The sequence below is a fragment of the Microbacterium sp. S1037 genome, from assembly GCF_048381605.1.
In the GTDB taxonomy this organism is placed as follows: Bacteria; Actinomycetota; Actinomycetes; order Actinomycetales; family Microbacteriaceae; genus Microbacterium; species Microbacterium testaceum_B.
The window spans coordinates 342,436-368,394 of the sequence record NZ_JBLWIG010000002.1; the positions used below are offsets into that span (position 1 = coordinate 342,436).

At 70.0% G+C, this 25,959-nt stretch carries 28 protein-coding genes, 2 tRNA genes and 1 other RNA gene; 15 read left to right on the forward strand and 16 right to left on the reverse strand.

Features of this window, described 5'->3' with window-relative positions; genetic code table 11:
• Nucleotides 1–84: 84 nt before the first annotated feature.
• Nucleotides 85–939 carry a Ku protein gene (locus tag ACMW4R_RS12305; protein ID WP_418300051.1) on the forward strand — a complete coding sequence of 285 codons (855 nt, stop codon included), beginning with the start codon at nucleotides 85–87 and terminating at the stop codon, nucleotides 937–939.
• On the opposite strand, the gene ACMW4R_RS12310 is transcribed toward ACMW4R_RS12305, so the two are convergent.
• The 3 genes from ACMW4R_RS12310 to ACMW4R_RS12320 all read right to left on the reverse strand — a co-directional run bounded on the left by ACMW4R_RS12310 (nucleotide 936) and on the right by ACMW4R_RS12320 (nucleotide 3,475).
• A complete protein-coding gene (locus ACMW4R_RS12310; RefSeq protein WP_418300052.1) occupies nucleotides 936–1,682 on the reverse strand; it encodes a DedA family protein in 747 nt (248 codons plus the stop codon). The genes ACMW4R_RS12305 and ACMW4R_RS12310 overlap by 4 nt on opposite strands.
• 49 nt (nucleotides 1,683–1,731) lie before the next feature.
• A tRNA-Leu gene (locus ACMW4R_RS12315) sits at nucleotides 1,732–1,813 on the reverse strand.
• A 51-nt stretch (nucleotides 1,814–1,864) separates the two neighbouring features.
• Nucleotides 1,865–3,475 carry an amidohydrolase gene (locus tag ACMW4R_RS12320; protein WP_418300053.1) on the reverse strand — a complete coding sequence of 537 codons (1,611 nt, stop codon included), beginning with the start codon at nucleotides 3,473–3,475 and terminating at the stop codon, nucleotides 1,865–1,867.
• A gap of 72 nt (nucleotides 3,476–3,547) precedes the next feature.
• Here ACMW4R_RS12320 and ACMW4R_RS12325 point away from each other — a divergent pair, with 72 nt between their 5' ends.
• The gene (locus tag ACMW4R_RS12325; RefSeq protein ID WP_418300054.1) at nucleotides 3,548–4,570 is read left to right on the forward strand and encodes an NADPH:quinone reductase; all 1,023 of its coding nucleotides are present in this window, start codon (nucleotides 3,548–3,550) and stop codon (nucleotides 4,568–4,570) included.
• On the opposite strand, the gene ACMW4R_RS12330 is transcribed toward ACMW4R_RS12325, so the two are convergent.
• The 3 genes from ACMW4R_RS12330 to ACMW4R_RS12340 form a co-directional block, all read right to left on the reverse strand.
• A complete protein-coding gene (locus tag ACMW4R_RS12330; protein ID WP_058615204.1) occupies nucleotides 4,554–5,213 on the reverse strand; it encodes a DUF1275 family protein in 660 nt (219 codons plus the stop codon). The genes ACMW4R_RS12325 and ACMW4R_RS12330 overlap by 17 nt on opposite strands.
• Before the next feature lie 132 nt (nucleotides 5,214–5,345).
• Nucleotides 5,346–7,145 (reverse strand): M20/M25/M40 family metallo-hydrolase, encoded by a 1,800-nt coding sequence (locus ACMW4R_RS12335; protein ID WP_418300055.1) that lies wholly within the window; start codon nucleotides 7,143–7,145, stop codon nucleotides 5,346–5,348.
• Between the two features lie 202 nt (nucleotides 7,146–7,347).
• Nucleotides 7,348–8,565 carry an MFS transporter gene (locus ACMW4R_RS12340; protein WP_058626359.1) on the reverse strand — a complete coding sequence of 406 codons (1,218 nt, stop codon included), beginning with the start codon at nucleotides 8,563–8,565 and terminating at the stop codon, nucleotides 7,348–7,350.
• Between the two features lie 70 nt (nucleotides 8,566–8,635).
• Between ACMW4R_RS12340 and prfB the strand changes: the two genes are divergently transcribed.
• From prfB to smpB, 4 genes are all read left to right on the forward strand, one after another.
• Nucleotides 8,636–9,748 carry a peptide chain release factor 2 gene (gene prfB, locus ACMW4R_RS12345; RefSeq protein WP_013586257.1) on the forward strand — a complete coding sequence of 371 codons (1,113 nt, stop codon included), beginning with the start codon at nucleotides 8,636–8,638 and terminating at the stop codon, nucleotides 9,746–9,748.
• A 100-nt stretch (nucleotides 9,749–9,848) separates the two neighbouring features.
• Nucleotides 9,849–10,865: a cell division ATP-binding protein FtsE gene (gene ftsE, locus ACMW4R_RS12350; protein WP_058596492.1), complete on the forward strand. Its 1,017-nt coding sequence runs from the start codon at nucleotides 9,849–9,851 to the stop codon at nucleotides 10,863–10,865.
• Entirely contained in the window at nucleotides 10,862–11,779 is a 918-nt protein-coding gene (ftsX, locus tag ACMW4R_RS12355; protein ID WP_058596493.1) for a permease-like cell division protein FtsX, read from the forward strand. The genes ftsE and ftsX overlap by 4 nt, the downstream gene beginning before the upstream one ends.
• A 51-nt stretch (nucleotides 11,780–11,830) precedes the next feature.
• The gene (gene smpB, locus ACMW4R_RS12360) at nucleotides 11,831–12,307 is read left to right on the forward strand and encodes an SsrA-binding protein SmpB (RefSeq protein WP_058596494.1); all 477 of its coding nucleotides are present in this window, start codon (nucleotides 11,831–11,833) and stop codon (nucleotides 12,305–12,307) included.
• Between the two features lie 3 nt (nucleotides 12,308–12,310).
• Here the strand turns inward: smpB and ACMW4R_RS12365 are convergent, their stop codons facing one another.
• Nucleotides 12,311–12,961, reverse strand: a complete 651-nt coding sequence (locus ACMW4R_RS12365) for an SIMPL domain-containing protein (protein ID WP_418300056.1) — start codon at nucleotides 12,959–12,961, stop codon at nucleotides 12,311–12,313.
• A gap of 43 nt (nucleotides 12,962–13,004) precedes the next feature.
• Entirely contained in the window at nucleotides 13,005–13,628 is a 624-nt protein-coding gene (locus ACMW4R_RS12370) for a hypothetical protein (protein ID WP_418300057.1), read from the reverse strand.
• A gap of 196 nt (nucleotides 13,629–13,824) precedes the next feature.
• Between ACMW4R_RS12370 and ssrA the strand changes: the two genes are divergently transcribed.
• Nucleotides 13,825–14,194, forward strand: a transfer-messenger RNA (tmRNA) gene (ssrA, locus tag ACMW4R_RS12375).
• 74 nt (nucleotides 14,195–14,268) lie between these two features.
• Here the strand turns inward: ssrA and ACMW4R_RS12380 are convergent.
• Complete coding sequence (locus ACMW4R_RS12380; RefSeq protein WP_058614465.1) at nucleotides 14,269–14,808, reverse strand: YaeQ family protein; 540 nt, start codon at nucleotides 14,806–14,808, stop codon at nucleotides 14,269–14,271.
• A gap of 159 nt (nucleotides 14,809–14,967) precedes the next feature.
• On the opposite strand from ACMW4R_RS12380, the gene ACMW4R_RS12385 reads away from it, so the two are divergent.
• The gene (locus ACMW4R_RS12385) at nucleotides 14,968–15,234 is read left to right on the forward strand and encodes a hypothetical protein (protein WP_418300058.1); all 267 of its coding nucleotides are present in this window, start codon (nucleotides 14,968–14,970) and stop codon (nucleotides 15,232–15,234) included.
• 4 nt (nucleotides 15,235–15,238) lie between these two features.
• Here the strand turns inward: ACMW4R_RS12385 and ACMW4R_RS12390 are convergent, their stop codons facing one another.
• Both ACMW4R_RS12390 and ACMW4R_RS12395 read right to left on the reverse strand, forming a co-directional pair.
• The gene (locus ACMW4R_RS12390; protein WP_418300059.1) at nucleotides 15,239–15,808 is read right to left on the reverse strand and encodes a hypothetical protein; all 570 of its coding nucleotides are present in this window, start codon (nucleotides 15,806–15,808) and stop codon (nucleotides 15,239–15,241) included.
• Nucleotides 15,805–16,623: an inositol monophosphatase family protein gene (locus ACMW4R_RS12395; protein WP_418300060.1), complete on the reverse strand. Its 819-nt coding sequence runs from the start codon at nucleotides 16,621–16,623 to the stop codon at nucleotides 15,805–15,807. The genes ACMW4R_RS12390 and ACMW4R_RS12395 overlap by 4 nt, the downstream gene beginning before the upstream one ends.
• Nucleotides 16,624–16,726: 103 nt before the next feature.
• On the opposite strand from ACMW4R_RS12395, the gene ACMW4R_RS12400 reads away from it, so the two are divergent.
• Nucleotides 16,727–16,799 (forward strand) — tRNA-Lys (locus ACMW4R_RS12400).
• Between the two features lie 51 nt (nucleotides 16,800–16,850).
• On the opposite strand, the gene ACMW4R_RS12405 is transcribed toward ACMW4R_RS12400, so the two are convergent.
• Nucleotides 16,851–17,267, reverse strand: coding sequence for a hypothetical protein (locus ACMW4R_RS12405; protein ID WP_418300061.1), 417 nt, complete (start codon nucleotides 17,265–17,267; stop codon nucleotides 16,851–16,853).
• A 191-nt stretch (nucleotides 17,268–17,458) separates the two neighbouring features.
• On the opposite strand from ACMW4R_RS12405, the gene ACMW4R_RS12410 reads away from it, so the two are divergent.
• The 3 genes from ACMW4R_RS12410 to ACMW4R_RS12420 all read left to right on the forward strand — a co-directional run bounded on the left by ACMW4R_RS12410 (nucleotide 17,459) and on the right by ACMW4R_RS12420 (nucleotide 20,243).
• Nucleotides 17,459–17,980 (forward strand): NUDIX hydrolase, encoded by a 522-nt coding sequence (locus tag ACMW4R_RS12410; protein ID WP_058595912.1) that lies wholly within the window; start codon nucleotides 17,459–17,461, stop codon nucleotides 17,978–17,980.
• On the forward strand, nucleotides 17,977–18,852 hold the full coding sequence (locus ACMW4R_RS12415; protein WP_058628573.1) for an alpha/beta hydrolase: 876 nt from the start codon (nucleotides 17,977–17,979) through the stop codon (nucleotides 18,850–18,852). The genes ACMW4R_RS12410 and ACMW4R_RS12415 overlap by 4 nt, the downstream gene beginning before the upstream one ends.
• A gap of 86 nt (nucleotides 18,853–18,938) precedes the next feature.
• Complete coding sequence (locus ACMW4R_RS12420; protein ID WP_418300062.1) at nucleotides 18,939–20,243, forward strand: SGNH/GDSL hydrolase family protein; 1,305 nt, start codon at nucleotides 18,939–18,941, stop codon at nucleotides 20,241–20,243.
• Nucleotides 20,244–20,316: 73 nt separating this feature from the next.
• On the opposite strand, the gene ACMW4R_RS12425 is transcribed toward ACMW4R_RS12420, so the two are convergent.
• The 3 genes from ACMW4R_RS12425 to ACMW4R_RS12435 are packed head-to-tail and all read right to left on the reverse strand — an operon-like array spanning nucleotide 20,317 to nucleotide 22,802.
• Nucleotides 20,317–21,537: an MFS transporter gene (locus ACMW4R_RS12425; protein WP_058628571.1), complete on the reverse strand. Its 1,221-nt coding sequence runs from the start codon at nucleotides 21,535–21,537 to the stop codon at nucleotides 20,317–20,319.
• Nucleotides 21,534–21,968: a MarR family winged helix-turn-helix transcriptional regulator gene (locus tag ACMW4R_RS12430; protein WP_058595908.1), complete on the reverse strand. Its 435-nt coding sequence runs from the start codon at nucleotides 21,966–21,968 to the stop codon at nucleotides 21,534–21,536. Before ACMW4R_RS12430 ends, ACMW4R_RS12425 begins: the two co-directional genes overlap by 4 nt.
• Nucleotides 21,969–22,004: 36 nt before the next feature.
• Nucleotides 22,005–22,802, reverse strand: a complete 798-nt coding sequence (locus ACMW4R_RS12435; protein ID WP_418300063.1) for an IclR family transcriptional regulator — start codon at nucleotides 22,800–22,802, stop codon at nucleotides 22,005–22,007.
• A gap of 103 nt (nucleotides 22,803–22,905) precedes the next feature.
• Here ACMW4R_RS12435 and ACMW4R_RS12440 point away from each other — a divergent pair, with 103 nt between their 5' ends.
• The 3 genes from ACMW4R_RS12440 to ACMW4R_RS12450 are packed head-to-tail and all read left to right on the forward strand — an operon-like array spanning nucleotide 22,906 to nucleotide 25,575.
• Nucleotides 22,906–23,739, forward strand: coding sequence for a CoA transferase subunit A (locus ACMW4R_RS12440; RefSeq protein WP_418300064.1), 834 nt, complete (start codon nucleotides 22,906–22,908; stop codon nucleotides 23,737–23,739).
• A gap of 1 nt (nucleotide 23,740) precedes the next feature.
• Nucleotides 23,741–24,394 (forward strand): CoA transferase subunit B, encoded by a 654-nt coding sequence (locus tag ACMW4R_RS12445; protein ID WP_193752633.1) that lies wholly within the window; start codon nucleotides 23,741–23,743, stop codon nucleotides 24,392–24,394.
• Complete coding sequence (locus ACMW4R_RS12450; RefSeq protein ID WP_058595905.1) at nucleotides 24,391–25,575, forward strand: acetyl-CoA C-acetyltransferase; 1,185 nt, start codon at nucleotides 24,391–24,393, stop codon at nucleotides 25,573–25,575. Before ACMW4R_RS12445 ends, ACMW4R_RS12450 begins: the two co-directional genes overlap by 4 nt.
• A 48-nt stretch (nucleotides 25,576–25,623) precedes the next feature.
• Here ACMW4R_RS12450 and ACMW4R_RS12455 read toward each other — a convergent pair whose 3' ends face one another.
• Nucleotides 25,624–25,878 carry a hypothetical protein gene (locus tag ACMW4R_RS12455; protein ID WP_058595904.1) on the reverse strand — a complete coding sequence of 85 codons (255 nt, stop codon included), beginning with the start codon at nucleotides 25,876–25,878 and terminating at the stop codon, nucleotides 25,624–25,626.
• Nucleotides 25,879–25,959 lie beyond the last annotated feature (81 nt).

Here is a 25,959-nt window from a genome sequence, read left to right on the forward strand (position 1 = left end):
CCGACGGCTCCGGAGCGCGGGACGTGCGGGAACCGCAGCGCAAGGGTCTCGGCATCCGCCCCGGTGACGGTGTTCACTGGACCCATGCGATCGATCTGGAAGGGCGCCCTGACGTTCGGCCTCGTCAACGTGCCCGTCAAGGTGTACTCGGCCACGGAGGACCACGACGTCTCGCTGCACCAGGTGCACAACAAGGACGGTGGACGCATCCGCTACCAGCGCATCTGCGAGATCGACGGGGAGGTCGTGCCCTACAGTGACATCGATCGTGCGTACGACGACGGCGAACAGACGGTCGTGTTGACGAAAGATGACCTCGCGTCGCTGCCGAGCGAGCGCAGCCGCGAGATCGAGGTCGTTGAGTTCGTGCCGAGCGACCAAGTCGACTTGCTCACGCTCGACAAGGCCTATTACCTCGAGCCCGACTCGTCCTCGCCGAAGGCGTACGTGCTGCTGCGCAAGACGCTCGAGCAGACCGATCGCACCGCGATCGTGCGCTTCTCGCTGCGGCAGAAGACCCGCTTGGCCGCGCTGCGCGTACGCGACGACGTGCTGGTGCTGCAGACGCTCCTCTGGGCCGATGAAGTGCGCGAGGCCGCCTTCCCCGCTCTCGACGAGGACGTGCGCATCTCGGCGAAGGAGCTCGAGATGTCGGCATCCCTCGTCGACAGCTTCTCGAAGGACTTCGACCCCGAGGAGTTCACCGACGAGTATCAGCAGGAGCTGCGGACCCTGATCGACGCGAAGCTCGAGCAGGGCGACGCGATCGACACGGATGCCACCTTCGGCGCGCAGGAAGACGAAGACGGCGGCGAAGTCATCGACCTGATGGAGGCGCTGCGGGCGAGCGTCGAGCGCACCCGCGCAGCGCGCGCCGAGAAGGACGAGCCCGCGAAGAAGAAGACTCCCGCCAAGAAGAAGAGCTCGAAGGCGTCTTAGCGCGTGGGCTGATCGCCGTCTTCGAGCGTCTTCGGGTCGAGGGCGAGCGACGCGGCCTCGTCGTGGGTGACCGTTCCCTCGCGCTTCGCGGCGGCCCGCTCACGGAAGTAGTGGATCGCGATGAAGAGTGCCGTGCCGGCGACGGCGGCGAGCAGGATCACGTCGATGTACTCGGTGACGATGTCGCGGATGAAGGGGATGTAGCCGACGGCGTAGCCGAGCATCGTCAGGCCGATGCCCCAGATGACGGCACCGATGAAGTTGTACAGCGTGTACTTGCGCCACGGCATGTGGCCGACACCGGCGGCGATCGGGGCGAAGGTGCGCACGACGGGGACGAAGCGCGCGAGGATCACCGTCAGTCCGCCGAAGCGCTCGAAGAACGCGTTGGTGCGTTCGACGTTCTTGCGGCTGAAGATGCCGGAGTCCTTGCGCTCGAAGATCGACGGCCCCGCCTTGTGGCCGATGTAATAGCCGACCTCACCGCCGACGAAGGCGGCGAATCCGATCGCGAGGGCCACCCACCACGCGTTGATGCCGAACACACCGTTCGGCGCCGCGGGCGTCGAGTGCGACAGCAGGCCGGCCATGATCAGCAGCGTGTCGCCGGGAAGCAGGAACCCGATGAGCAGACCGGTCTCGGCGAAGATGATGAAGCAGACGACGAGCAGGGCCCAGGGCTGCGAGTTGGTGATGATCGTCGCGGGGTCGAGCCACGGGAGCAGAGCGGTGGGGTGGATCACATCGGTCCCGTCGGGTCGGAGAGGTCATGCTCGGGTACGGCAGTTGTCGTGCGGAAGGGGGGACTTGAACCCCCACGCCCGAAGGCACAGGAACCTAAATCCTGCGTGTCTGCCAATTTCACCACTCCCGCGAGTGGGTTCAGTCTATGCGCGCGCGAGGCTCGCACGATGTGAACCAGCCGTCAACCCCCGGCGACGTCGCCCGCGACGACGGTCGTGACGTTCCGGGTCTCGTGGATGCCGTCGGGTCGGCCCGCGAAGGGGTCGCGATCCGCGATGGCGAGGTCGGCCGGCGCGCCCGGGGCGAGGGTCCCGGGACCGATGCCGAGCAGGTCCGCCGAGCCGCGCGTGTATGCGTCGAGCGCCTCGCCGAGCGAGAGGGACTGAGCGGCGCCCAGGGGCTCGGCATCCGATTCTCCCGGCGGCTGACGGGTCACTGCCACGTGGACGCCGAGCCAGGGGTCGAAGGTCGAGACGGGCCAGTCCGATCCCATCGCGAGGCGCGCGCCCGCGGTGCGCAGGGAGGCGAACGGGTACAGCTCGTCGGCGCGTCCGGCGCCGAGGAGCGGGAGCGTCACGTCGCGGACGAGGTCGTTGCGACACGCCCAGTACGGCTGGCAGTTCGCCGTCACCCCCAGCGCCGCGAACCGCGGGAGGTCGGGCGGGGTGATCAGCTCGAGGTGGGCGATGTGGTTGCGCACGCGAACGCGATCGGCGGAGGGGACCGCGGCGAAGCCGTCGAGGGCGTCGCGGACCGCCGCGTCGGCCAGCGCGTGGACGTGCACGGCGAGTCCCGCGGCGTTGAGGGCGGGCACGAGCAGGCGCACGATCTGGGGGTCGAAGTAGGCCAGGCCGTGCGAGCCGTCGGGGTAGGGCGCGCAGACGTGAGCGGTACGCGTCTCGATGATCCCGTCGAGCATGAGCTTGGCGGTGCGCGTCGGGAACCCCGCCGCCGTGTTCACACGGGCGCGTTCGACGCACTCCGCCACGAACGCGTCGACCGTGGCCGCGGTCAGGTCGCGGGGCACCCAGATCGCGCCGGTGGCACGGCCGACGAGGTCACCGGCCGCCGTGAGGGCACGGTACGCGTCGGAGAAGTCCGGATACCCGGCGTAGGTGCCGAGAGCCGCCTCCTGCCACCCGGTGATGCCTGTGGCGAGGACGTCGCGAGAGATCGACAGGAGCGCTCGCGCGATGTCGGCCGTGTCGGACGGCGGGACCAGGGGGGAGACGAGCTGCATCGCCCCCTCGCGGAGCGCGCCGCCGGGGACTCCGTCGGAGGAGCGTTCGATCCTCCCGTCGAACGGGTCGGGTGTTCGCTCGTCGATCCCCGCCGCGCGCAGAGCCGCGCTGTTCACCCACGCGCCGTGGTGATCGGCGTCGAGGAAGAGGGCGGGCCGATCGGGGACGAGCGCGTCGAGGTGGGCGGCCGTCGGACCGGTCGTCGGGAACAGCGTGGGGTCCCATCCTCCGCCGACGATCCATGCCGCGGTCGTCCCGGCGGCGAACGTCCGGACGCGATCGTCGACCTCCGCGAGGGAGGCCGCCCCGGCGAGGTCGCAGCGCAGCGCGTCGACGGCCCCACCGCCGAGGTGGATGTGGGAGTCGACGAATCCGGGGGTGACGAGGCCTCCGCGCGCGTCGAGCTCGTCGGCATCCGGTCCGATCGCGTCGCGGACGTCGCGTCGGGGTCCGGTCGCGACGATACGACCGTCGCGGATGCCGACGGCGTCGCCCTCGAGCACCGATCCGCCGGAGAACAGGACGCCGTTCGCGACCACGAGACTGCTCATCCGCCCAGTGTGGCGGCTGGCGGGTCGACACGCCGAGGGAATGCGTGCGCGCCGAGCCCGCTTGTCCTCTCCATGCGAGCGATCACGTACTCCCAGACCGGTGACTCCTCCGTCCTGACGCTCGGTGAGCGTCCCGTTCCCGAACCGGGACCCGGCGAGGTGCGCGTGCGCATCGCCGTCTCGGGCGTGAACCCGACCGACTGGAAAGCGCGTGAGGGTGGTCGGCCCTTCTCGTTCACCGAGGTGACGCCGAACCAGGACGGCGCGGGAACAGTGGATGCCGTGGGCGACGGCGTGACGTCGGTCTCGGTGGGGCAGCGGGTCTGGGTCTACCTCGCCCAGCACGAGCGTCCGACGGGGACGGCGGCCGAGTTCGCCGTGATCCCCGCGGAGCGCGCCGTTCCGCTCGCGGAGGGGGCGTCCTTCGCCCTCGGCGCGAGCCTCGGAGTGCCCGCGATGACCGCGCACCGCGCGCTCACCGTCCACGAGGACGGCCCGTCGCGCCTCGCACCGGGAGCCCTCGCCGGGAGGACGGTGCTCGTCCAGGGCGGCGCGGGAGCGGTGGGTCACGCGGCGATCCAGTTGGCGGTCTGGGCCGGTGCCACCGTTATCGCCACCGTCAGCAGCGATGAGAAGGAAGCGCTGGCTCGCGCGGCGGGCGCCCACCACGTGTTGCAGTACCCGAGTGAGACGTTGGCCGATGGCATCCGGGAACTGGCCCCGAACGGCGTGGAGCACATCGTCGAGGTGGCGATCGCCGAGAACGCGGCGCTCGACGTCGAGGTCATCGCCAACCACGGAAGCATCGGCTACTACGCCGACAACGGCGGAGACAGCTTCACCGCCGCCGTGCGGGCGAGCTTCGCGAAGAACGTCCGCTGGCAGGGGCTGCTGCTCTACACGGTGGGGGAGACGGCCTTGACCGCGGCCGCCGAGGACATCTCCGCGGCTGTCGCCGACGGCGCCCTGCCCGTCGGCGAGGAAGCGGGTCTGCCGGTCACGTGGTTCCCGCTCGACGAGACGGCGGCCGCCCACGACGCCGTCGCCGCGGGGGCGACGGGGAAGGTGCTGATCCGGGTCAGCGACGAGGACTGACGCCACTCGCTCCACCGCGGACGGCGATCACCGTCGACGCGGCGCCGAGCGCGAGGGCCGCGATGGCGAGCGCGGCGGGGCTGCCGAGGCGATGGGCGACCCCGCCGATCACGGCCCCTGCCACGAGTGATGCCCACAACAGCAGGGGGCGTCGCCACGCCGTCCGCGAACGCCCGGTGAGCAGGGACGCGAGGCCCAGACCCAGGCTCACGAGGGTTCCCGTCGCGTAGGTGATGGCCACGCGTGCGCGGCCCTCCGCGAGGAAGAGCGTGTTGAGCGCCCCCATCGCGGCGGCGAGCAGTCCTGCTCGCCAGAGCGTCGCGTCGCCGGCCAGGGCGAGTCCGGCCGCGATCCCGACGGCCACCGCAGCGCCCGCGACCACGCGCGCGAGGGGGCGCGACGCGTGCATGCCGGCGGTGGCCCCCGCCGTCACGCCAATCACGAACGCGGCGATGATCCCGGCCGAGATCAGCGCCACCCGGGCGCCGCCGTCGAAGAGGTCTACCGCGCCCTGCGTCGAGTTGCCGCTCATGAACGAGACGAAGAGGCCGCCCGTGTCGAGGAACCCGATCGCGTCGACGAACCCCGCGACGCCGGCGAGAGCGGCCGAGAGGGCGAGCGCGCCGCGGTCCACGTCCTTCATAGCGCCCTCCCGTGCGTCTCGTTGATTCGCATCTTCGTGCGCGGGGCAGCCGCGGGCAAATCCTCGGGGCGTGAAAAGGCCGTCGGGGCCGCGTGCCGATGACACGCGACCCCGACGGCCCCTCTGCGGTGCTTACTCCTGCGGGCGTCGACGGGCGATGATCGTTCCGGCGGCGATGAGCGCGCCGATGACGAGCATTCCCGCGCCGATCGCCGGGAGCGGGGAACCCTCGGCATTCGATCCCGTCTTGGCGAGGTCGTTGCGCGAGCCAGGACCCGCGGTCGCGCTCGGCGACGGGACGGGCTGCGCGGTCGGCTCCGCCGTCGGCTGCGCGGTGGGCTCAGCGGTGGGCTCGGGAGTCGGCTCGACGGTGGGCTCGGGCGAGGGCTCCGTCGGCTCGGGCGACGGCTCGGCCGCCTCGTCCCAGGCCAGGGCGACGGCGGCGTAACCGATCGCCGGGGCGAAGATGTCGATCGAGTCGCGGTTGACGTTCGCGAGGCTGTCGTTGATCGTGTGGTAGTTCCGGTCCATGTAGACCCCGGCCGTCCCGCCGAACAGTGCGGCCTGCTCCTCGGTCTTGATGTCATCGGCGCCCGAGAACAGTCCGCCCGCGGGCACGCCGTTGTCGATGAACGCCTGGTAGTCAGAGCGACCCGAGTACTCGGTGTCGATCCACGGCTGCTCGATGGTGTCGAAGTAGTCGGTGTAGAGCTTCTCGATCTCCACCGACCCTTCGGGGATGTTCACGCCCTCCGCCGGGAAGGTGGAGCGGTCGGCGTCGTACACGCCCACGGTGAAGTTCTCGGAGCCGATCATGTCGTAGTTCAGGTACGACGAGATGCGGTCCCATTCCGCGGGGTCGTTCGCGACGAGGTCGTTGACGTACGCGGTCGAGCCCAGCAGGCCGATCTCCTCGGCGCCCCACAGGGCCAGGCGGATCCGCTTGTCGTTCGGAACCTCGGATGCCGCGATCTTCTCCGCGAGAGCGAGGACGGCCGCGGAGCCCGAGCCGTTGTCGTTCACCCCGGGTCCCTCGGCGACGCCGTCGAGGTGCGCGCCGATGACGACGGTGTCGTCGGGGTCGCCCGCGACGCTGTCGGCGATGATGTTGAAGGACTGGCCGACGAGGAACTGCTTCTCGATGACCGCGGTTCCCTCGACGGGAGCGTCCACGGGCGCCGCGGTGACGAGCGCGGCGAGGGCGTCGCCACTGGCCTGCGGGAGCGTGGCGGCGGGGGAGTCCTCTTCGTTGCGCGGGCCCGAGCCCACGTTGGTCAGCTGATCGTCGGGCGAGACGCCCTCTTCAGCGGGGCGCTCGTTGTTGTAGACGAACACCGCTCCGGCTCCGGCCGCGGTGGCGTTGTCGATCTTGGCCTCGAACGTGCAGTCGCCGCGCTGGACGAGCACGATGGCTCCCGCGGGGACGTTCGCGAAGTCGGTGGGTTCGCAGCCGAGCCGACCGCCGTCCGCGGACTCGGGGAGGGCGAGCGCCGCGGTCACCGGGGAGTCGGTGCCTTCGCTGTTGTCGAAGTGCGAGCCGGTGTAGGTCGTCCCGTCGACCGTGAGGGAGGCCTCGCCGAACTCCGAGTACGGCACGTCGAACGCGTGCCGCGACACCGTGAACGCGCCGGTCGCTTCAAGAACCTGCTCGGCGTACTGCGCGGCGGCCTCGTAGCCGGGGGAGTTCCAGGAGCGGTAACCCTGGTCGGCGAACGACTCGCTGATGTCGGACAGCTCCGTCAGGTGCGTCATGACGTCGGCACCGGTCAGACCGAGATCGTTCGGCGCGTCGCCCGGTGCGGGGGCGGCGAAGGCCGCCGGAGCGACCAGGAGCGCGCCCCCGACGAGGGCGCTGGTGGCCAGGACGGCCGAGGCGCGCCGGGCGCGCGAAGCCGCGCGCGGCGCGAGGGAATGCGGGGTGTTACGGGGCACGGTGAAGGTACCTCTCTGCGGGCGGCGTCGCCCGCTTCATCCGGGGGAAATGACACGTCGCCGGAGGGCGGCGAACGTGTGACCGATTCTCACGGCAAACTCATCAAATGGCCAGAGTCAACCGGATTTTTTACGGCCCGGAAACACGCAAAGCTGACTTTTGCCCCGTCTTTCCGGGGCGAATCAGGAAGATCCGAATCCGTCAGGATCGCGATCTCGGCACGTACCGCGGGACCCAGCGGACGAAGCCGAAGGCGCCCAGCGCGGCAATCGCTCCCATGGCGGCGACGGCCCCCGACAGCGACACCAGCGCCGTCAGCGCCGAGATCATCACGGGAGCGATCGCACCCCCGGCATCCGTCAGGGTCCGCCACGATCCCAGGAACGCGGCCGGCTCGTCCGCGGGTGCCAGATCGGCGCCGAGGGTGAGCAGGATGCCACTGGAGAGCCCGTTTCCGACCCCGAGCACCGCCGCGAACATGGCGAACCACATCGCCGAGCTGTCGAGATCGTGCGTGAACGACAGGGCGAGGAAGCCGGCCCCCATCAGCACCATCGCGGGGAGGGCCGCCCACAGGCGGCCGAAGCGGTCCATGACCTGTCCGCTCGCGTAGAACAGCGCGAAGTCGATGGCTCCCGAGACGCCGACGACCACCGCGATCGTCGAGGCGTCCAGCCCGAGCGACACGCCCCAGAGGGGAAGGACCACCTGTCGCGCCGAACGCACCGCCGACAGTGAGGCGGCGGCGAGGCCGAGGCGCGCCAGCACCGCGCGGAATCGCCACATCGTGCGGAACACGCCGACGCGCTCGACGGTCGGGATCGCACCCGTCACGGGCTCACCGGTGTCCTCGGCGTCGCGCGAATCGCTGCCGTTCGCCGCGACCGCCTTCTCGGGGTCGGGACCGAGGAACACGAGCAGGATCGTCGCCACCTGGCAGACGGCGAAGAAGGCGATGGATGCCTTCTCGTCGCCGAAGATGCCGAGCAGCGCCGCGGAGATGAAAGGGCCGACGAACATCCCGAGCCGGAAGGTCCCGCCGAGAAGCGACAGGGCGCGAGCTCGGAAATGCAGGGGAACGCGCGTCGTCATGAAGGAATGGCGGGCGAGGGCGAAAGAAGCCGCGCAGAAGCCGATGAGGAAGACGGCGGCCGCGAAGATCGCGAGAGTCCCGGCGAAGACGACGCCCACCAGGCCGCCGAGGATGACGATCCCCGCCACGCCCATGGTGATCCGCTCGCCGAACCGCGCGACCGCCCATCCCGCGGGGATGTTGCCGCACAGCTGACCGACCACGAGGGCGGCCGCGACCAGGGCGGCCAGGGCCACGTCCGCGCCGAGCCGGTTCGCGATGACGGGGATGAGGGGGATGACGGCTCCCTCGCCGATCGCGAACAGCAGGGTGGGCCCGTAGATCATGGGTGCGAAGCGCACCAGCACGCTCCGGGGAGAGTCGGCGGTCACCGTCTCCACGATAGGCTGATTCCAAATGCTCGAACTCGATTTGACCGCCGACATCCAGGCGCTGCGCTCGACCTTCGCCGATATCCAGGCCGTGGTCGACGTCGACGCACTCAAAGCCGACATCGATCGCCTCAGCGAAGAGGCGGGTGCTCCCGACCTCTGGGACGACGTCGACAACGCCCAGAAGGTGACCAGCCGGCTCAGCCACCGTCAGGCCGAGCTCAAGCGCATCACCGAGATCGAGCAGCGCCTCGACGACCTCGAGGTGCTCGTCGAGCTGGCGATCGAGATGGACGACGAAGACAGTGCCGATGAGGCCCGCCGCGAGCTGGCCTCGCTGAAAGACGTGATCGGTCAGCTCGAGGTCCAGACGCTTCTCGACGGCGAGTACGATTCCCGCTCGGCCGTCGTCACGATCCGTTCGGGAGCGGGCGGCGACGACGCCACCGACTTCGCCGAGATGCTTCTGCGCATGTACCTGCGCTGGGCCGAGCGTCACAAGTACCCCGTCAAGGTCATGGACACCTCCTACGCCGAGGGCGCGGGCATCAAGTCCGCCACCTTCGAGGTAGACGTGCCCTACGCGTACGGCACCCTGTCGGTCGAGGCCGGCACCCACCGGCTCGCGCGCATCAGCCCCTTCGGCGGTGCCGACAAGCGCCAGACGAGCTTCGCCGCCGTCGAGGTCATCCCCGTGATGGAAGAGGCCGTCGAGGTCGAGGTGCCCGAGGGTGACATCCGCGTCGACGTCTTCCGCTCGTCCGGCCCCGGCGGTCAGTCGGTCAACACGACCGACTCGGCCGTGCGCATCACGCACATCCCCACCGGCCTGGTCGTCTCGATGCAGAACGAGAAGTCGCAGATCCAGAACCGCGCCGCGGCCATGCGCGTCCTCCAGACGCGCCTGCTCCTGCTCAAGCGCGAAGAAGAGGCCGCCAAGAAGAAGGAGCTCGCCGGCACGATCACCGCGAGCTGGGGCGACCAGATGCGCTCCTACTTCCTCTACGGCCAGCAGCTCGTGAAAGACCTGCGCACCGGCTACGAGGTCGGCAACCCCGCCGTCGTCTTCGACGGAGACCTCGACGGCCTCATCGCGGCCGGAATCCGCTGGCGCAAGCGCAAAGACGACGACGACTGAGACGGATGCCGCGGCCCTCGGCATCCATAGGGTTTTCCCGGATGCCGACACGGCGCGTCCTGTCGGGCTCTCCGGAACGCGCGCTTAGGCTCGTCGAGCCATGATCCGGTTCGAGAATGTCACCAAGCGGTATCGCGGCACCACGAAGCCCGCGCTGAGCGCAGTCGACTTCGAGGTGCAGCGCGGAGAGTTCGTCTTCCTCGTCGGCGCCTCGGGTTCGGGGAAGTCGTCGTGCCTGCAGCTGATCCTGCGGGCCGAGACCCCGAGCGAAGGGCGTGTCGTCGTGCTCGGCCGCGACCTCCGCACCCTGTCGAACCGCAAGGTTCCCTATTTCCGTCGCCACATCGGGTCGGTGTTCCAGGACTTCCGGCTGCTGCCGAACAAGACGGTCCACCAGAACGTCGCTTTCACGCTGCAAGTCACCGGTGCCTCGCGCGGCTTCGTCCAGCAGGCGGTTCCGGAGGTCCTCGCTCTGGTCGGTCTCGACGGCAAAGAGAAGCGCCTTCCGCACGAGCTGTCGGGCGGTGAGCAGCAGCGCGTCGCGATCGCGCGCGCCCTCGTGAACCGCCCCCAGGTGCTCCTGGCCGACGAACCGACGGGAAACCTCGACCCCGGTACGTCGATCGACATCATGCGCCTCCTCGCGCGCATCAACGCCGGCGGGACGACGGTCGTCATGGCCACGCACGAGGCGGGATTCGTCGACCAGATGCAGCGCCGTGTGATCGAGCTTCGCGGTGGCGAGATGGTGCGCGATGAGCGCCACGGCGGCTACGGCGACCGTTCGGGGCTGCCGGTGCTCGCACCGGAGGTCGAGAAGGGCGCGGCCGCGGTCGCAGCGCTCACGGCCGTGCTCGAGGTGCAGCGCGAGGTCACGAACATCACCGGGCCCGTCGAGCCGCTCCGCGGACCGGAGGGGTCGGAGCAGGTCTCCGCCGCCCCCGTCGAGCCCACGTCGCCGTCGGTCACCACCGCTGCTGCGGAACGCCGCGAACCCGGGACGAACACGCGCTCCATCCCGGTGAGCAACCCCGAGGTCGACGCGCTCGGCCTCGCCGACAGGCTCGGGCTCGCCGAGAAGAAAGACCGCGACGACGAAGTGGGACCCACGTCATGAGGTTCGGGCTCATCCTCTCCGAGGCCTTCACGGGTCTTCGCCGTAACGCGTCGATGGTCATCTCGGTCATCCTCGTCACCTTCGTCTCGTTGACGTTCGTGGGTGCCGCGATGCTCATGCAGATGCAGATCGGCAAGATGCAGTCGTACTGGGCGGATCGCGCGCAGGTTGCGGTGTTCATGTGCTCCACCGTGTCCGACAAGCCGACGTGCAACGCCGGTGAAGCCGCCACCCAGGATCAGATCGACGCGGTGCGCGCCACGCTCGACGGCGAGGCGCTCAAGCCGCTCATCCGCGATTACACCTTCTCGACCAGCGACGAGGCCTACCAGAACGCTCAAGGTCTGCTGTCGTCCGACATCGCCGGCGTCGTCACGGCGGACCAGTTCAACGCGACGTTCAACATCAACCTCGTCGACCAGAACCAGTCCGACGTGATCGCGGAGGCGTTCAGTGGGCAGGCCGGGGTCGAAGAGGTGACCAACCAGATGCAGTACCTGGAACCGCTGTTCCAGTCGCTCACGGTCGCCACGTACGTCGCCGTCGGCATCGCCGGTCTCATGCTCATCGCCGCGGTCCTCCTGATCGCCACGACGATCCGTCTCTCCGCCTTCGCGCGGCGAAGAGAGCTCGGCATCATGCGTCTCGTCGGAGCGTCCAACCGGTTCATCCAGACGCCGTTCATCCTCGAGGGCGTGCTCGCCGCGCTGATCGGGTCCGCTCTCGCGAGCGTCGCCGTGTGGGCGATCGTGCAGGTCGGCGTCGAACGGTATCTGCGCGATCGGATCAGCTTCATCACGTCGTGGGTGAGTCTCTCGGACGTCGCGATCGTGGTCCCCGTGATCGTGGTGATCGGCGTCGTCCTGGCCGCGTTGAGTGCCGGCTTCGCCATCCGGCGATGGCTGCGCGCCTGATCGCGTAGACTGAGAGGCTCTGTGTGCCCGTGATCATGAGGAGGTGGCACCATGCCTCGTGAGCAGGGGGAGAAGCTCATCGCGTCCAACAAGAAGGCGCGACACGACTACGCGATCGAGAAGACGTACGAAGCCGGTCTCGTGCTGACCGGTACCGAGGTGAAGTCGCTGCGCCAGGGGCGTGCGAACCTCACCGACGGCTACGCGTACATCGACGGCGGTCAGGCCTATCTCGACGCCGTTCACATCCCGGAGTATTCGCAGGGCCACTGGACGAACCACTCGGCCAAGCGCACGCGGAAGCTGCTGCTGCACAAAGAAGAGATCGTGAAGCTCTCGCACGCCGTCGCGGCGGGCGGCTACACGCTCGTTCCGTTGCGTCTGTACTTCCTCGACGGGCGTGCGAAGGTCGAGATCGCGGTGGCCAAGGGCAAGCGCGAGTTCGAGAAGCGACAGACGATCCGCGAGCGCGAAGACAAGCGCGAGGCCGAGCGGGCCATGCGCACGCGCAACCGTCTGGGGGAGTGACTCTCACTCCGCGCGGAAGCGCCCCTCGACGGTCGAGCTCACCACGATCTCGGGCGGCTGCAGACTGAACGACGGCCCGCTGTCGGCGGTCATCGCGCGAGCGGCGAGAGGCATCGGTTGATCGGGTCGCGACGCCAGGAGTCCGGCATCCGCGATCTCCATGGCGGACACGGATGCCAACCCCAGGGCGTCCGCGTAGGCGCTCGCGCGCTCGACCGCGACGCGCACGGCGTCGGCGGCGACGTCGCGTTCGACCCGGGCGCGCGTGTCCGCCGAGAGTCGCCAGTCGACGGCCGTCACATGGACGTCGTCGGACTCGGCCACATCGCCGAGCCACCACGACAGCGCGCCGGCATCGGTGAAGGTGGCCGAGAGCTCGACGGCGGCGTGATGGACGAGGGGGAGCTGAGCGCCCTCGTTGTTCCAGGGGCGGTCGGACCAGACCGACACACGCGCGCTCGACCACTCGGAGATCTCGCCGGAGCGCAGGTGCGCGACGAGGCCGTCCTGGACGGAGGAGGCGCGCTCCTGCGCGCGCTCGACGACCGGGCCGCGAGCGGGTCCGTCCGTCACGACGCTGACTCGCACCGCGGCTTCCTCGGCGCGCACGCGGGCGCTGCTCTCGCCACGGACGGTGATGACGACCTCGCTCATGCCGCGAGCCTACGGGACGGGCCCCGTCGACCGCCGAGAGTCGTCACGCCGCGGGCTGGAGATGCCCGAGGTCGTCGCGCACCTGGGCCCATCGCACGTCGGTGCCGGTGAACAGGTACGTCTGTCCCCACCCCTCGGCGTCCGCCCAGCCGCCCGACTCGCCGCGCAGCGCCCACTGCACGCCCTCAGGCACGTCGAGGCGCTCGAAGCCCGCGTCCGCCAAGTACTCCTGCGCGGAGGTTGCGGCGGATCCGTCGATCGGTGCCCACGCAAGGTCCAGCACGTTGTCGGTGGCTACGTCGGGGCTGGCGCCGAAGCGGCAGCTGAGCTGCCCGACCGGGGCCCCGCCGGGGAAGGCGTCGAACGGGCTGTGCCCGATCTCCTGGCCGACCATGTTCCAGCCGACCCACCCGAGGTCGGCGAGCTCGGCGCGGAATTCCGAGGTGACGGCCTCGTCGCACGAGGCGAAAGAGGCGGGGATGGCACTCGGCTCCGTAGACGAAGACGGGGCGACATCGGGTGAGACGGGGGCTGAAGCCGTGGGGGAGCTGGAGGGTGGCATCGTGGCCGCTCCGGCTTCGTCGATCTGTCCGGCGGGAGTGGTGCAGGCTGAGAGGCCGAGAGCGGCGACGAAAAGAAAAGGGATCAGAGCGGGGCGTCTGGACACGGGGTTGACCGTATCGAACTCGTGCGACCGGCACGGGGACCGGCAGCAGCCGTCACCGAATCGTTGCACGAGCGCTAGGGAATCATCCGGCGTGCTGATCCGTTGTAGACTGTGATGCTCGGGTGCCGCTGACGAAGACGGCGACCCGAGGTGGTAATTCAACAGTGTGACAGTGGCCACTCCGAACGGAGTTCCCGGGGCTGATCGGTTTCGACAGCGCCTGCGAACCCGCGAGAAGCGGGCCGAGGATGTGGGGTTATCTCGTAAACGCTCCCTGCAAAACAATAAGTGCCGATGCTAAGCGCACTGACTTCGCCCTCGCTGCGTAAGCGAGCCCGATAGTCCGTCAGACCGTGTGTGACCCCGCCACGGATCCTGGCGTCATTTAGGGGTCTTGCTGCGTGACGGCGTCTGGACGTCACGCGGGACTTTTCCCAGGCTGGGCTTGTCGACTTAGGTGTCTGTGACAAAGGTCGGAGCCGAGCAGAACGTCTTCACAGACTGCGCCCGGAGAAAACGCGGAGACCCAGCGTTGGACGGGGGTTCGATTCCCCCCAGCTCCACGAGCCACTGTCACCTCGACGACGCCCCCGCTCCCACCCGTCTCGGTGGGGCGGGGGCGTCGTCGTTTCCGCCGTCGTCAGGCGGCCGAGCGCGTGTGGATGTCGCTCTCGCCCGAGACGCCATTGAGCTCGAGGTATACCCGGCCCTCGGTGCGGGTGAGCGTGGCCGTGCTGCGTCGTTCGATGTGACCGGCCATGCGCTCCACGAACCCCGCGTCGAAGCTGTGCAGGAGAACGTCCTCACCCCGATGGATCCGCTTTCCGGCCCACGGTGCGGCGACCTTGTCGGGGTCGCGGTGCGTGTACACGACGGTGCGCGCGGCCTTCATGCTGCCGGTGTGCAGGCGGGCGGCATCCGGGGCTCCCACCTCGATCCACGCCACCAGCGCGCCCGTGAGGTCGCGCACGAGCACAGCGGGTTCGTCCGTGGCCGAGATGCCCTCGCTGAAGTCGATGCCGTCCTCGTACTCGAGGCAGTAGGCGAGCACACGGGTCAGCATGTAGGCGTCGGTCTCGGACGGGTGCCGAGCGACGCGGATCGACAGCTCGTCATAGACGCCGCGGTCGACGTCGGAGAGCTGCACCGTGAACGTGTGAATGGTCGCGCCGATAGCCACGAGGGTCGAGCCTACGTCGTCTGCGCTCGCCTGCGCGTTCGCGCACCCCGTTGAGTTGCGCCGAATGGTCGCCGCGGAGCCTCCCGAGCGGACATTCGGCGCAAGTCGCCGAGTGTGGCGCGCTTGTCGGGGCACGAGTGCAGCGCATAGCGTCGAGGGATGCCAGATCCCCGCGCATTCCGCATCGATGTCGGCCCGTTCCGCCTGGAGCCGACGCCTGACGTCGGCACCTGGACCGCTGTGCCCCGCGAGGCGGACGGGGGAGTGGCATCCGGGATCACTGCCGCGTGGAGCGACTGGGTCGCCTTCGCGGAGAAGGTGAGCCGGGCCGACGAGTTGTGGCGCGAGCGCGAGGCGCGCGGGGACGCGTGGGACGAGGGCTTCTCGGCGGCGGGAGATGCCGCGGCGACCAACCCCTACCGGTGACGGGTCAGGAGGGACCGTCGACGAGCACGAGGCTCTGACGGGTGTCGGCGACTTTGACCCAGCCGTCTCCGAAGAGGTAGGTGATGCCGTAGCCGTCGCTGTCGCCTCGTCCTCCCACCCACGAGGAGTTCTCGGTGACGTAGGTGCCGGCCGGCCCCTCCTCGCGACGCCAGCCGGATGCGACCAGGTCGCGTTCGGCCTTCGCGGCGGTCGCCTCGTCGATCGGAGCCCACCCGAACACCTGGACCCGGTCGGTCGTGATGCGCTGATCGCCCCACTTGCACTGGATCCCGCCGTCGATCTCGGTCGCCCCGATGCGGAACGGCTCGGAGCTCACGCTCCACCCGAGGCCCCGGAAGTCGTCGGCGGTGCTCTTCGGGATGATCGTGTCGCACGTGGGGTCGGCAGCGGGCTCGGGGGTGCCGTCGGAGGTCGGTTCCGGGGTGGAGGTGCCGGCGGCGTCGCTCGGCACCTGCGCGGCCGCGGTCGGCGTCGGTGCCGGAGCGGAGCAGCCGGCGAGCAGGATGCCGGCCAGCGCGACGGTCGAGATGACGAGCCCGAGACGGCGGGTCACGCGGTGCCCTCGTCGTGCGTGAGGCGGAAGAAGTCGTCGTGCAGGATGCCGTTGGTCGCGAACGACGAGCCGGCGTCGAGGCGGTCGGTTCCGTCGAAGGCGGTGAAGCGGCCGCCCGCTTCGCGCACGATCGGCGCGAGGGCGGCGACGTCGTACTCCTTCACGCCGAACTCCGCCACGAGCTCGAGGCGGCCCTCCGCGAGCCACATGTAGGGCAGGGCATCGCCGTACCCCCGGTCGCGCCAGACGGCGCGGGTGAGCCGGTCCAGGGCCGGGAGGAGGTCGACGTCGCGCCACTGCTCGACGCTCTGGAAGCTGACGCTCGCTTTCGCGACGTCGTCGACAGCCGAGACGTGGATGCGGCGTGGTTCACCGGCCGGCGTGTTCGTCCACGCCCCGTGGCCCGTCGCGGCCCACCAGCGGCGCCCGAGGGCCGGCTGGCTCACCACACCCACCACGGGAACCTCGCCGACGCTGAGGGCGATCAGCGTCGCCCAGATCGGGATGCCGCGCATGTAGTTGTGCGTGCCGTCGATCGGGTCGATCACCCAACGCCGGGCGGTTTCACCCGACGTGCCGTACTCCTCGCCCAGAACGGCGTCGCCGGGCCGTTCGGCATCCAGGATCTCCCGGATCGCCCGCTCGGTCGCGAGGTCGGCTTCGGTCACGTGCGTCCGGTCGGCCTTCGTGTCGATGCGCAGGTCGGCGGCGTCGAAGCGCGCCATGGCGACCGCGTCGGCGGCGTCCGCCAGCCGCAGAGCGAGCGCGAGGTCGTCGGCGAGGGTGGGGAGGTTCTCGTCGGGAGTCGGGGACACGGCTCCAGGATAACGGGCGACCCCGGGCCGATTTGGCGCGGTCGCGTCACGCCTGGTAACGTAATCCCTCGGTTCGCCAAGCAAATCTGAGGCGGATCAGCCTGCACCTCTAGCTCAATCGGCAGAGCAACTGACTCTTAATCAGTGGGTTCTGGGTTCGAGTCCCAGGGGGTGCACGCACCGGGCCTCCACCTTCGGGTGGGGGCCCTTTCTCGTGCGGGCGGACGTCACTCCACGGTCCACCATGCGATGTCGACGAGGCACAGGCCCCCGTCGTCCTCCCGGTAGAACAGGTCTCCCGGATACTCGACTCCGGATGCCACCCGCCCGGCGGGCAGCGAGAGGTTGATGCTCCACGTCGGGTCGAGCTCGGCCTGCTCGGGCCAGTACTCGGCGACGAACTGCTCGGGCTCCTCGGCGGACAGTCCGTCCCAGTCGGCGGGGGAGCCGAGATCCAGCTCCCGCCCGTCGCACACCGTACCTTCTGCCTCTCCCGCTGCCGCGGCCTCGATGAGGTTTCGCGTGGTGTCGATCACTCTCGCGCCCTCGGGACCCCAGATCAGCCCGTCCAGAGAGCACCCCGTCAGGGCGAGCGCGGAGGCGGTCGTGAGGGTCGCGGCGATGCGGCGGTGCGTTCGGCTCATGCGCTCAACCTATCCACGGCCCATTACCGTGCGCGTACGCAGCCTGTCACGCGGTGGAAAGGGGGGAAGGACCCTCGTCGACCATCGGAGTCCGGGCAACGACGAGAGCGTGTACGTCGACGTGCTTCCCGCTTCGGCAGAACGTTGACTGCACGCGCCCTACGCGCCGCCTCTTCGGGAAGGATGGCCCCATGGCCGATGACGAGATCTGGGACGTGACCGACATCCAGGGGACTCCGACGGGCGCGCTGCATCGCCGTGGGGACGGCCCGGTGCCGGCCGGGGCGTTCCACATCGTGGCATCCGTCTGCGTGGTGTCGTCGACGGGACGGGTGCTCGTGAGTCTGCGTGCGCCCGGGAAGGACTACCCCCTCGCGTGGGAGTTCCCCGCGGGAAGCGCCCTCCGCGCGGAGTCGAGCCGACGCGGCGCCGCGCGTGAGCTCGAAGAGGAGACGGGGCTCTCGATCGCCCCGGACGATCTCGTCCTCGTCGGGCGGGTGATCGAGGAGCGCGCGCTCTTCGACCTCTGGATCGCGCGAGTGGACGGCGAGCCGGTGCCCGTACCCGACCCCGAAGAGGTCCAGGATGCCGAGTGGGTCACGCTCGATGAGGTGAGGCGCCGTTGGCAGGCGGGGATGTTCGCCTCGCCCTGGAACGCGCGCTTCGACCAGTTGTGGGACACGCTCGCGCGCGAGGTGGGGCGCGGCGCATGAGCTCCGCGTACCGGACGCACGACATTGCGGTCGAGGCGGGGTCGCTTCTCGTAGGGGAGTGGAATCCGGATGCCACGGGCATGCCGTGGCTGCTCGTGCACGGCGTGACCGCCTCGCACCTCGCCTGGGCGTGGCTGGCTGCCGAAGCACCCGGGCAGCGTCTGATCGCTCCCGACCTGCGCGGCCGCGGGCGGAGCGAGAGGGGAGAGGGACCGCTCGGCATGGCCGCCCACGCGGATGACCTCGTCGCTGTCGTGGATACGCTCGGGGTGGAGCAGGTCGTCGTCATCGGTCACTCGATGGGCGCTTTCGTCTCCGCCGTGCTCGCCGATCGGCACGCGGGCCGGGTGGATCGAGTCGTCCTCGTCGACGGTGGCCTGCCCCTGGAACTGCCGCCGGGGATGTCGCCTCGGGAAGCCGTGCGGCACGTGTTGGGGCCGACGGCGGCGCGGCTCGAGCGGCGGTTCGCCGACCAGGGCGAGTACAGAGACTTCTGGCGCGCGCACCCCGCGTTCGTCGACCGCGAGGATCCGCTGCTCGATTCGTACTTCGCGTACGACCTCGCGGGCGCGGCACCGTCCCTGCGTCCCGCTACGTCGCTGTCCACCGTTGAGGAGGACTCGATCGATCAGAACGCGGGCGACGCGATCGGGAGGGCTATCGAGCGGATGCCACGGCCGACGACGCTCCTCGCGGCAGAGCGTGGTCTGCGCGGTGAGGTGCCTCCGCTGTACCCCGACCTGGACGCGCTCCGGGCGACCCACCCGCGCCTTCGGGATGTCCGCCGCGTGGACGGGGTCGACCATTACTCGATCGTCATGTCCGCGGCGGGAGCGCGGGAGGTCGCGCGCGCCGCGGGCGAGGCCGGCTGACGCAACGGTGGGCGTGAGGGTGAAGTTCGGCCCCTTAGGGGTCGAAAGCCGGGTCGCCCGCCCTCCGCGGCTCTAGCGTCGGGCGGATGCGCCGTCTTCTCTCCACTGGTGCCGTGCTCGCCGTCCTCGCCGTGTCGGCGATGGCCGCGATCGCCGTCCCCGCTTCCGCCGCCGTCCCCGACCTGACGGGTCGTTCCTACGTCTCCCTCGGTGACTCGTACGCCGCCGCCTGGGGACTCCCTCTCGCCGCGACGCAGCCCGCCGCGGGGTGCGATCAGTCGGATGAGAACTACCCCCACCTCGTCGCCGAGGAGTTCGGCCTCGACCTCGACGACCGCTCGTGCGGGGGAGCTGTGATCGCCAACGTGGTCGACACTCCGCAGTCGGTGGGCGGGGCGACGGCACCGGTCCAGTCGGACGCCCTGGATGCCGACACCGACCTCGTCACCCTCACGATCGGCGGGAACGACCTCGGGTTCTGGCAGCTCGGTCAGATGTGCATCGCGGCCACGGCGGGAGGGCCGGTCGCCGGGAGTCTCGACGGCAACGTGCACGCCTCGTGCGCCGAACAATTCGTGGTGAACACTCCCGCGGGCCCGGTGAACACGCTCGAGACGCAGATCGATCAGACGGTGGCGCCCGCCCTGTCGGCGGCCCTCGCCGATATCGGGGCCCGGGCTCCGCACGCGAAGGTCATCGTGGTCGGATACCCCGCGCTCGCCCCCGACGCCGCGCACACCCCGAGCGACGGGTGCTATACCTCGCTCCTCCAGGGGCTCGGGTTCCGCACGAACGCCTACCCGTACACGAACGCGGACGTGGAGTTGCTCTACGCCACCCAGGTCCACCTCGACGACACGATGGCGGAGGTCACCGCGGCCTCCGGCGCGACCTACGTCTCGCTGCTCGCGGACTCCGTGGCGCATACGCCATGCAACCCGACCGACGCATACGTCAACGGCATCACGCTGAGCCTCGCCCCCGACAGCGTTCCCGTCTCGGGGCTCCCCGTCGGCGGGATCAAGAAGGGGGCGATCCACCCGAATGCGGCGGGTGCCGCGTTCACCGGTACGAAGGTCTCGGATGCCGTGCGTGCGCTGTTCGCGGAGCCGGATCCGACGCCGACCCCGACGATCACGCCGACGCCGACCCCGACGGACGACCCGTCGCCCACCCCGACGGCGTCACCGAGCCCGAGCGCCACGGAGAGCCCGAGCGCCGGCGTGAGCCCGGTGCCGTCGGCCAGTGCCACGCCCGTCGCCGCCGCGTCGACCGGGGCCTTGGCGACAACGGGGACGCCGTCGGTCGCCGGGGCGATCGGTATCGGTGCTGCGCTGCTCCTCGTGGGGGTCGCGGTGACCCTCCTGCTTCGGCGCCGCGTGCACAGCTGACCCGACCGCTATACGGGCACGCGCCCTGTTCCGAACGATTCGGAACAGGGCGCGTGCGTGCATTCGCGATGCGTCAGGCGGCATCGCCCACGAGGACGGCGGCTCCCTCGTCGGCGATCGTCGGATGGGCCTGATCCACGTGCGCGAGGGCTCGCCGACCGAACAGGACGCACGCCGCCGCGATCAGCACGGAGACGGTCGCCATGACGTACGGCACTCCCGCGCCGGCGGCGTGCCAGAGGAAGGCGGCGAGCGGCGGGGCGACGGCTCCGCCGAGGAAGCGGACCGCCGAGTACGCCGAGGAGGCGACCGAACGGGGGAGGTCGGTGGCTTCCATCACGGCCTCCGTCAACGCCGTGTTCACGACGCCGAGCACCAGACCGCCCACGACGATGCAGATCACGAGTCCGACGGGGGAGTCCACGACGAAAGCGGCGACGAGGAGGTCGACAGCGAGCAGGGGGAGGGCGAGCAGCAGCACCGACGTCAGCCGCATCCGGCGGAGGAGGATCGGGGCGACCCAGACACTCGTGATCGCGAGCGCCACACCCCACCCGAAGAAGGTGAGCCCGATCCCCATCGCGCCGAAGCCCAGCGGGAAGGGGGAGAAGGCCAGGAGGGTGAAGAAGCCGATGTTGTAGAACAGCGCGGTGGCCGCCAGGATCGCGAGCGCCGGACGACCGAGGGCGCGGAACGGTGCGCTGAACGGAATGGGTGTGCGTGCGGGAGCAGGACCGCGCAGGAGCACAGCCACCGCGACGAAGGCGATCGCCATGAGGACGACCACGCCGAAGAACGGTCCGCGCCAGCTCGCCTCGCCGAGGATGCCGCCGAGCAGCGGTCCGATCGCGATGCCCAGGCCGAGCGCCGCCTCATACAGGATGATGGCCGCCGAGCTGCCACCGGAAGCGGCGCCGACGATGGTCGCGAGAGCCGTCGAGATGAACAGGGCGTTGCCGAGGCCCCAGCCCGCGCGGAAGCCGATCACGGCGTCGACGCTTCCGCTCAGCGCGCACAGGAGCGAGAACACGACGATCAGGGCGAGCCCCACGAGCAGCGTGGCCTTCGCTCCGATTCGGCTCGAGATCCAGCTCGTGACGAGCATTGCGAGGCCCGTCACGACGAGGTAACTGGTGAACAGCAGCTCGGTCTCGACGGGCGTCGCCTTCAGGGACTCGGCGATCGCGGGGAGGATCGGGTCGACGAGACCGATCCCCATGAACGCGACGACGCACGCGAAGGCCACGGCCCATACCTGCGCCGGCTGCTTCCACACGCTCGGAGCGGCGCTCATCGCACGACCTCCGGCTGAAGGCCCACGCGGGCCGAGAGGGCGCCGGCAGCCGTGCTCACGGCATCCCATTCGGCGTCCGTCAGATCGGCGACGTGGGGCGCGAGGGCGGTGCTCAGCTGGGCGAGCCAGCGCTCGAGGGCGGAGAGACCGGCGTCGGTCACGGCGATGACGCTGACGCGCGAGTCGTCGGGGTGCGGTTCGCGCGTGACGAGACCCGCGTCGCTGAGCTGGTGGACGAGGCGCGTCATGCCGGGCTGGGTCACGCGGCTGAGGGTGGCCAGGTCGCCGAGACGCTGGGGTCCGTGGTCGCGCAGCAGGGTGAGGGTGCGCCACTGCGCAGAGGGGGCGTCGTTCTGGGTATCGAGGGCCGCGATGCGCGTCAGGGCGTGCACCGCGAGCAGCAATCTCTGGAGATCGTCATCGCGGGTCATGGGGAAAAGCATACCGCAGATATATACCTGAGGTATTTATCGCGAGGCGAGTCGCGTGGACAGCTGGTGCGCGTGCGCGAGCAGCATGCGCCCGAGCTCGCCGAGCCGCTCGCCCGAGAAGCGGAATTCGACGCCGGTCAGGCTCAGCGCCCACTGCGGAGCCCCCGCTCGGTCGAACACGGCCGCCCCCAGGCCCCAGCTGCCCTCGACGATGAGCCCCGGGTTCACGGCGTACCCGCGCTCCTGCGTGTCGCGCACCCGCGCGCGCAGGCGTGCCGGGGCATGCGAGGATCCGAACCTCTCGGCGAGGTCTCCGTGGCGCTCGAGGTAGGCGTCCACATCATGGGGCGGAAGAAAGGCGAGGATCGCGAGACCCGCGGATGCCACCCCCAGCGGGAACCGCACTCCCTCGGACAGCACGAAGGAGCGAATGGGGAAGCTCCCGTCTTCGCGGACGAGGCACACCGTCTCGTCGCCACGCCGCACGGACAGGAACGCGCTCTCTTCGGTCCGGACCGCCAGCGAGCGCACGATGTCGCGCGCCGTCGCGGTGATGTCGAAGCGAGAGGCCGCCACGCTGCCCATGAGGTAGAGCTCGGGGCCGGGGAGCCAGTGGCCGGTCGTCTCGTCGCGGTCGACGAGCCCCTCCGCGCGGAGGGCGGTCAGGAGTCGGTGCGCGGTGGGGCGCGTGAGGTCGGCGTCGCGGGAGAGGTCGCCGATGGTCGCCCCGGCGGATCCCGCCGCCGTCACCAGGCGGAGAAGCGCGGCGGCGCGGGCGATCGCCTGGGCGCCGGGAACGCTCGCCGGTGAGCGCGGATGAGGTGCGGTGTCCACGATGTGGACGCTACGCGGCTTGGCATCCACATCGCAAGATCGCGCTGGGCGCGTCCCGGCGCCGACCCTCAGCATGAGATCACGCAGACACGAAGGAGTTCGCGTGATCGACAAGACCTGGTCCTCGGCCGCCGACGCGGTCTCCGACATCCCCGATGGCGCGTCCCTCGCCGTCGGCGGCTTCGGACTCTCCGGCAACCCCATCGCCCTCATCGAAGCCCTGCTCGCGCAAGGGACGCGAGACCTCTCCGTCGTCTCCAACAACTGCGGTGTCGACGACTGGGGTCTCGGCATCCTGTTGGGGGCCGGCCGGATCCGCAAGATGACGTCGTCGTACGTCGGCGAGAACAAGGAGTTCGAACGGCAGTTCCTCTCCGGTGAGCTCGAGCTCGAGCTCACCCCCCAGGGCACTCTCGCCGAGAAGCTCCGAGCCGGCGGGGCGGGCATCGCGGCGTTCTACACCCAGACGGGAGTCGGAACCCAGGTCGCCGAGGGCGGCCTTCCCCAGCGGTACGACGGCGCCGGAGGTATCGCGGTCGCTTCCCCCGTCAAAGACGTGCGCGCCTTCGACGTCGACGGCGTGCCTCGCGAATTCGTCCTCGAAGAGGCGATCACGACGGACTTCTCGCTCGTCCATGCGTGGAAGGGCGACCGGCACGGCAACCTCGTGTTCCGCAAGGCCGCCCGCAACTTCAACCCGCTCGCAGCGATGGCGGGGCGGGTCTGCATCGCCCAGGTCGAGCATCTCGTCGAGCCCGGCGAGATCGACCCCGACGACGTGCACCTGCCCGGGGTCTACGTCCATCGAGTGGTCGAGGTGGGACCCGGGATCGAGAAGCGCATCGAGAAGCGCACGGTGCGAGAAGGCGTCACCGAGCCGGGGCCGGTTCCTTCGACGAGCTCAGGTCCCTCCGCATCGATGAGCAAGGAGTTCTGACATGGCCCTCACCCGCACGGAGATGGCGGCGCGAGCCGCTCGTGAACTCGCCGACGGCTCGTACGTCAACCTCGGGATCGGCCTGCCGACCCTCGTTCCGAACCACGTCCCCGAGGGCGTGACCGTCGTGCTGCAGTCCGAGAACGGCATCCTCGGCGTCGGTCCGTATCCGACCGAAGACGCGGTGGATGCCGACCTCATCAACGCCGGCAAAGAGACGGTGACCACGCTCCCCGGCGCAGCCTTCTTCGACTCGGCGTTGAGCTTCGGGATGATCCGCGGGGGCAAGATCGACGCCGCGATCCTCGGGGCGATGCAGGTGTCGGCATCCGGAGACCTGGCGAACTGGATGATCCCCGGGAAGATGGTGAAGGGTCCCGGCGGCGCGATGGACCTCGTCCACGGAGCCGCGCGCGTCATCGTGCTCATGGAGCACGTCGCCAAAGACGGCTCGCCGAAGATCGTGAACGACTGCTCGCTGCCGTTGACCGGTCGCGGTGTCGTCGATCGCATCATCACCGACCTCGCCGTCATCGACGTGACCGAGGATGGACTCGTGCTCGTCGAGCTCGCCCCCGGGGTGAGCGTCGACGAGGTGCGGGATGCCACCGAGCCCCCGCTGACCGTGAGACTCACCGAGGAGGTCACCCGATGAACCCCGAAGACGTCGTGATCGTCGCCGCCGCGCGCACCCCTCAGGGGCGCCTGAAGGGCCAGCTCGCTCCGCTCACCGCCGTGCAGCTCGGCGCGGCCGCGATACGCGGAGCCCTCGACCGCGGGGGAATTCCCGCCGAGGCCGTCGACGCGGTGCTGGTCGGACAGGTGCTCCAGGCCGGTGCCGGACAGAACGCGGCTCGCCAGGCTGCCGTCGCCGCCGGGATCGGGTGGGACGTGCACGCGGCGACCGTCAACAAGGTCTGCCTGTCGGGTCTCACGGCGATCATCGATGCCGCGCGCATGCTCCGTCTCGGTGACGCGACGGTCGTCGTCGCGGCGGGCATGGAGTCGATGACCCGCGCCCCGCACCTGCTGATGAACTCGCGCGAGGGCTACGCCTACGGCTCGGTCGAGGTGCTCGATCACCTCGCCTACGACGGCCTGACGGACGCCTACGACCGCGAGAGCATGGGGGCGTCCACCGAGCGCGCCAACGCGCGATTCGACGTGACCCGTGAGGCTCAGGATGCGGTCGCCGCCCGGTCGCACCAGCGCGCCGCCGCCGCTCAGGCAGAGGGCGTCTTCGACGCCGAGATCGTGCCCGTCGAGATCCCGCAGCGCAAGGGCGATCCCGTCGTCGTGACGGCCGACGAGGGCATCCGTGCCGACACGACGGTCGACACGCTCGCGAAGCTCCGCCCCGCTTTCGCCGAGGGTGGGTCGATCACCGCCGGCAACGCCTCGCAGATCTCCGACGGGGCGTCGGCGGTCGTCGTCACGACCCGATCCGTGGCGGACGATCGAGGATGGGACGTCCTGGCGGTCGTCGGAGCCGCGGGACAGGTCGCCGGACCCGACAACTCGCTGCACGCGCAGCCCGCCCGCGCGATCGCGAGAGCCCTCGAGAAGCAGGGCATCTCGGCATCCGATCTCGATCTCGTCGAGATCAACGAAGCCTTCGGCGCTGTCGTTGCTCGTTCGCAGGCCGAGCTGGGGCTGTCCGACGACGTCGTCAACCCGCACGGCGGGGGCATCGCGATCGGTCACCCCATCGGCGTCTCGGGCAACCGGCTCGTCGTGCACGCGGTCCACGAGCTGGTGCGGCGGGGGAGCGGCACCGCCGCGGTCGCCCTCTGCGGCGGTGGAGGTCAGGGCGACGCGCTGATCCTCACCCGCTGACGGACAGACGGATGCCACGACCCCGGGGTCGTGGCATCCGTCGTCCGATCAGCGCGCGAGGCGCTTCTTGAAAAGCTTCTGCTGCTTCTTCGCGACAGGGGAGTCGCCCGCGATCACGCGTCCGCGCCGGGCGCGACGGGTATCGACGACCGATCCGATCGCGAGCGCGAGAGTGATGCCCCAGCTGAGCCACGCGAGCGCGGTGCGCCAGGTGAAGGGCTCGTCGTTGCGCAGAGCCCGCAGGAGCGTGATGCCACCCGTGATGGCGCTGAGAAGACCCGTTCCGAAGATGTACTGGCGCATGCGTTCAACCTACCGAGGAGCGCGGACCGATGCCGCGCCTTGACAGGCGGGCGTGCATATCGCATCCCGTCCAGCCCTCTG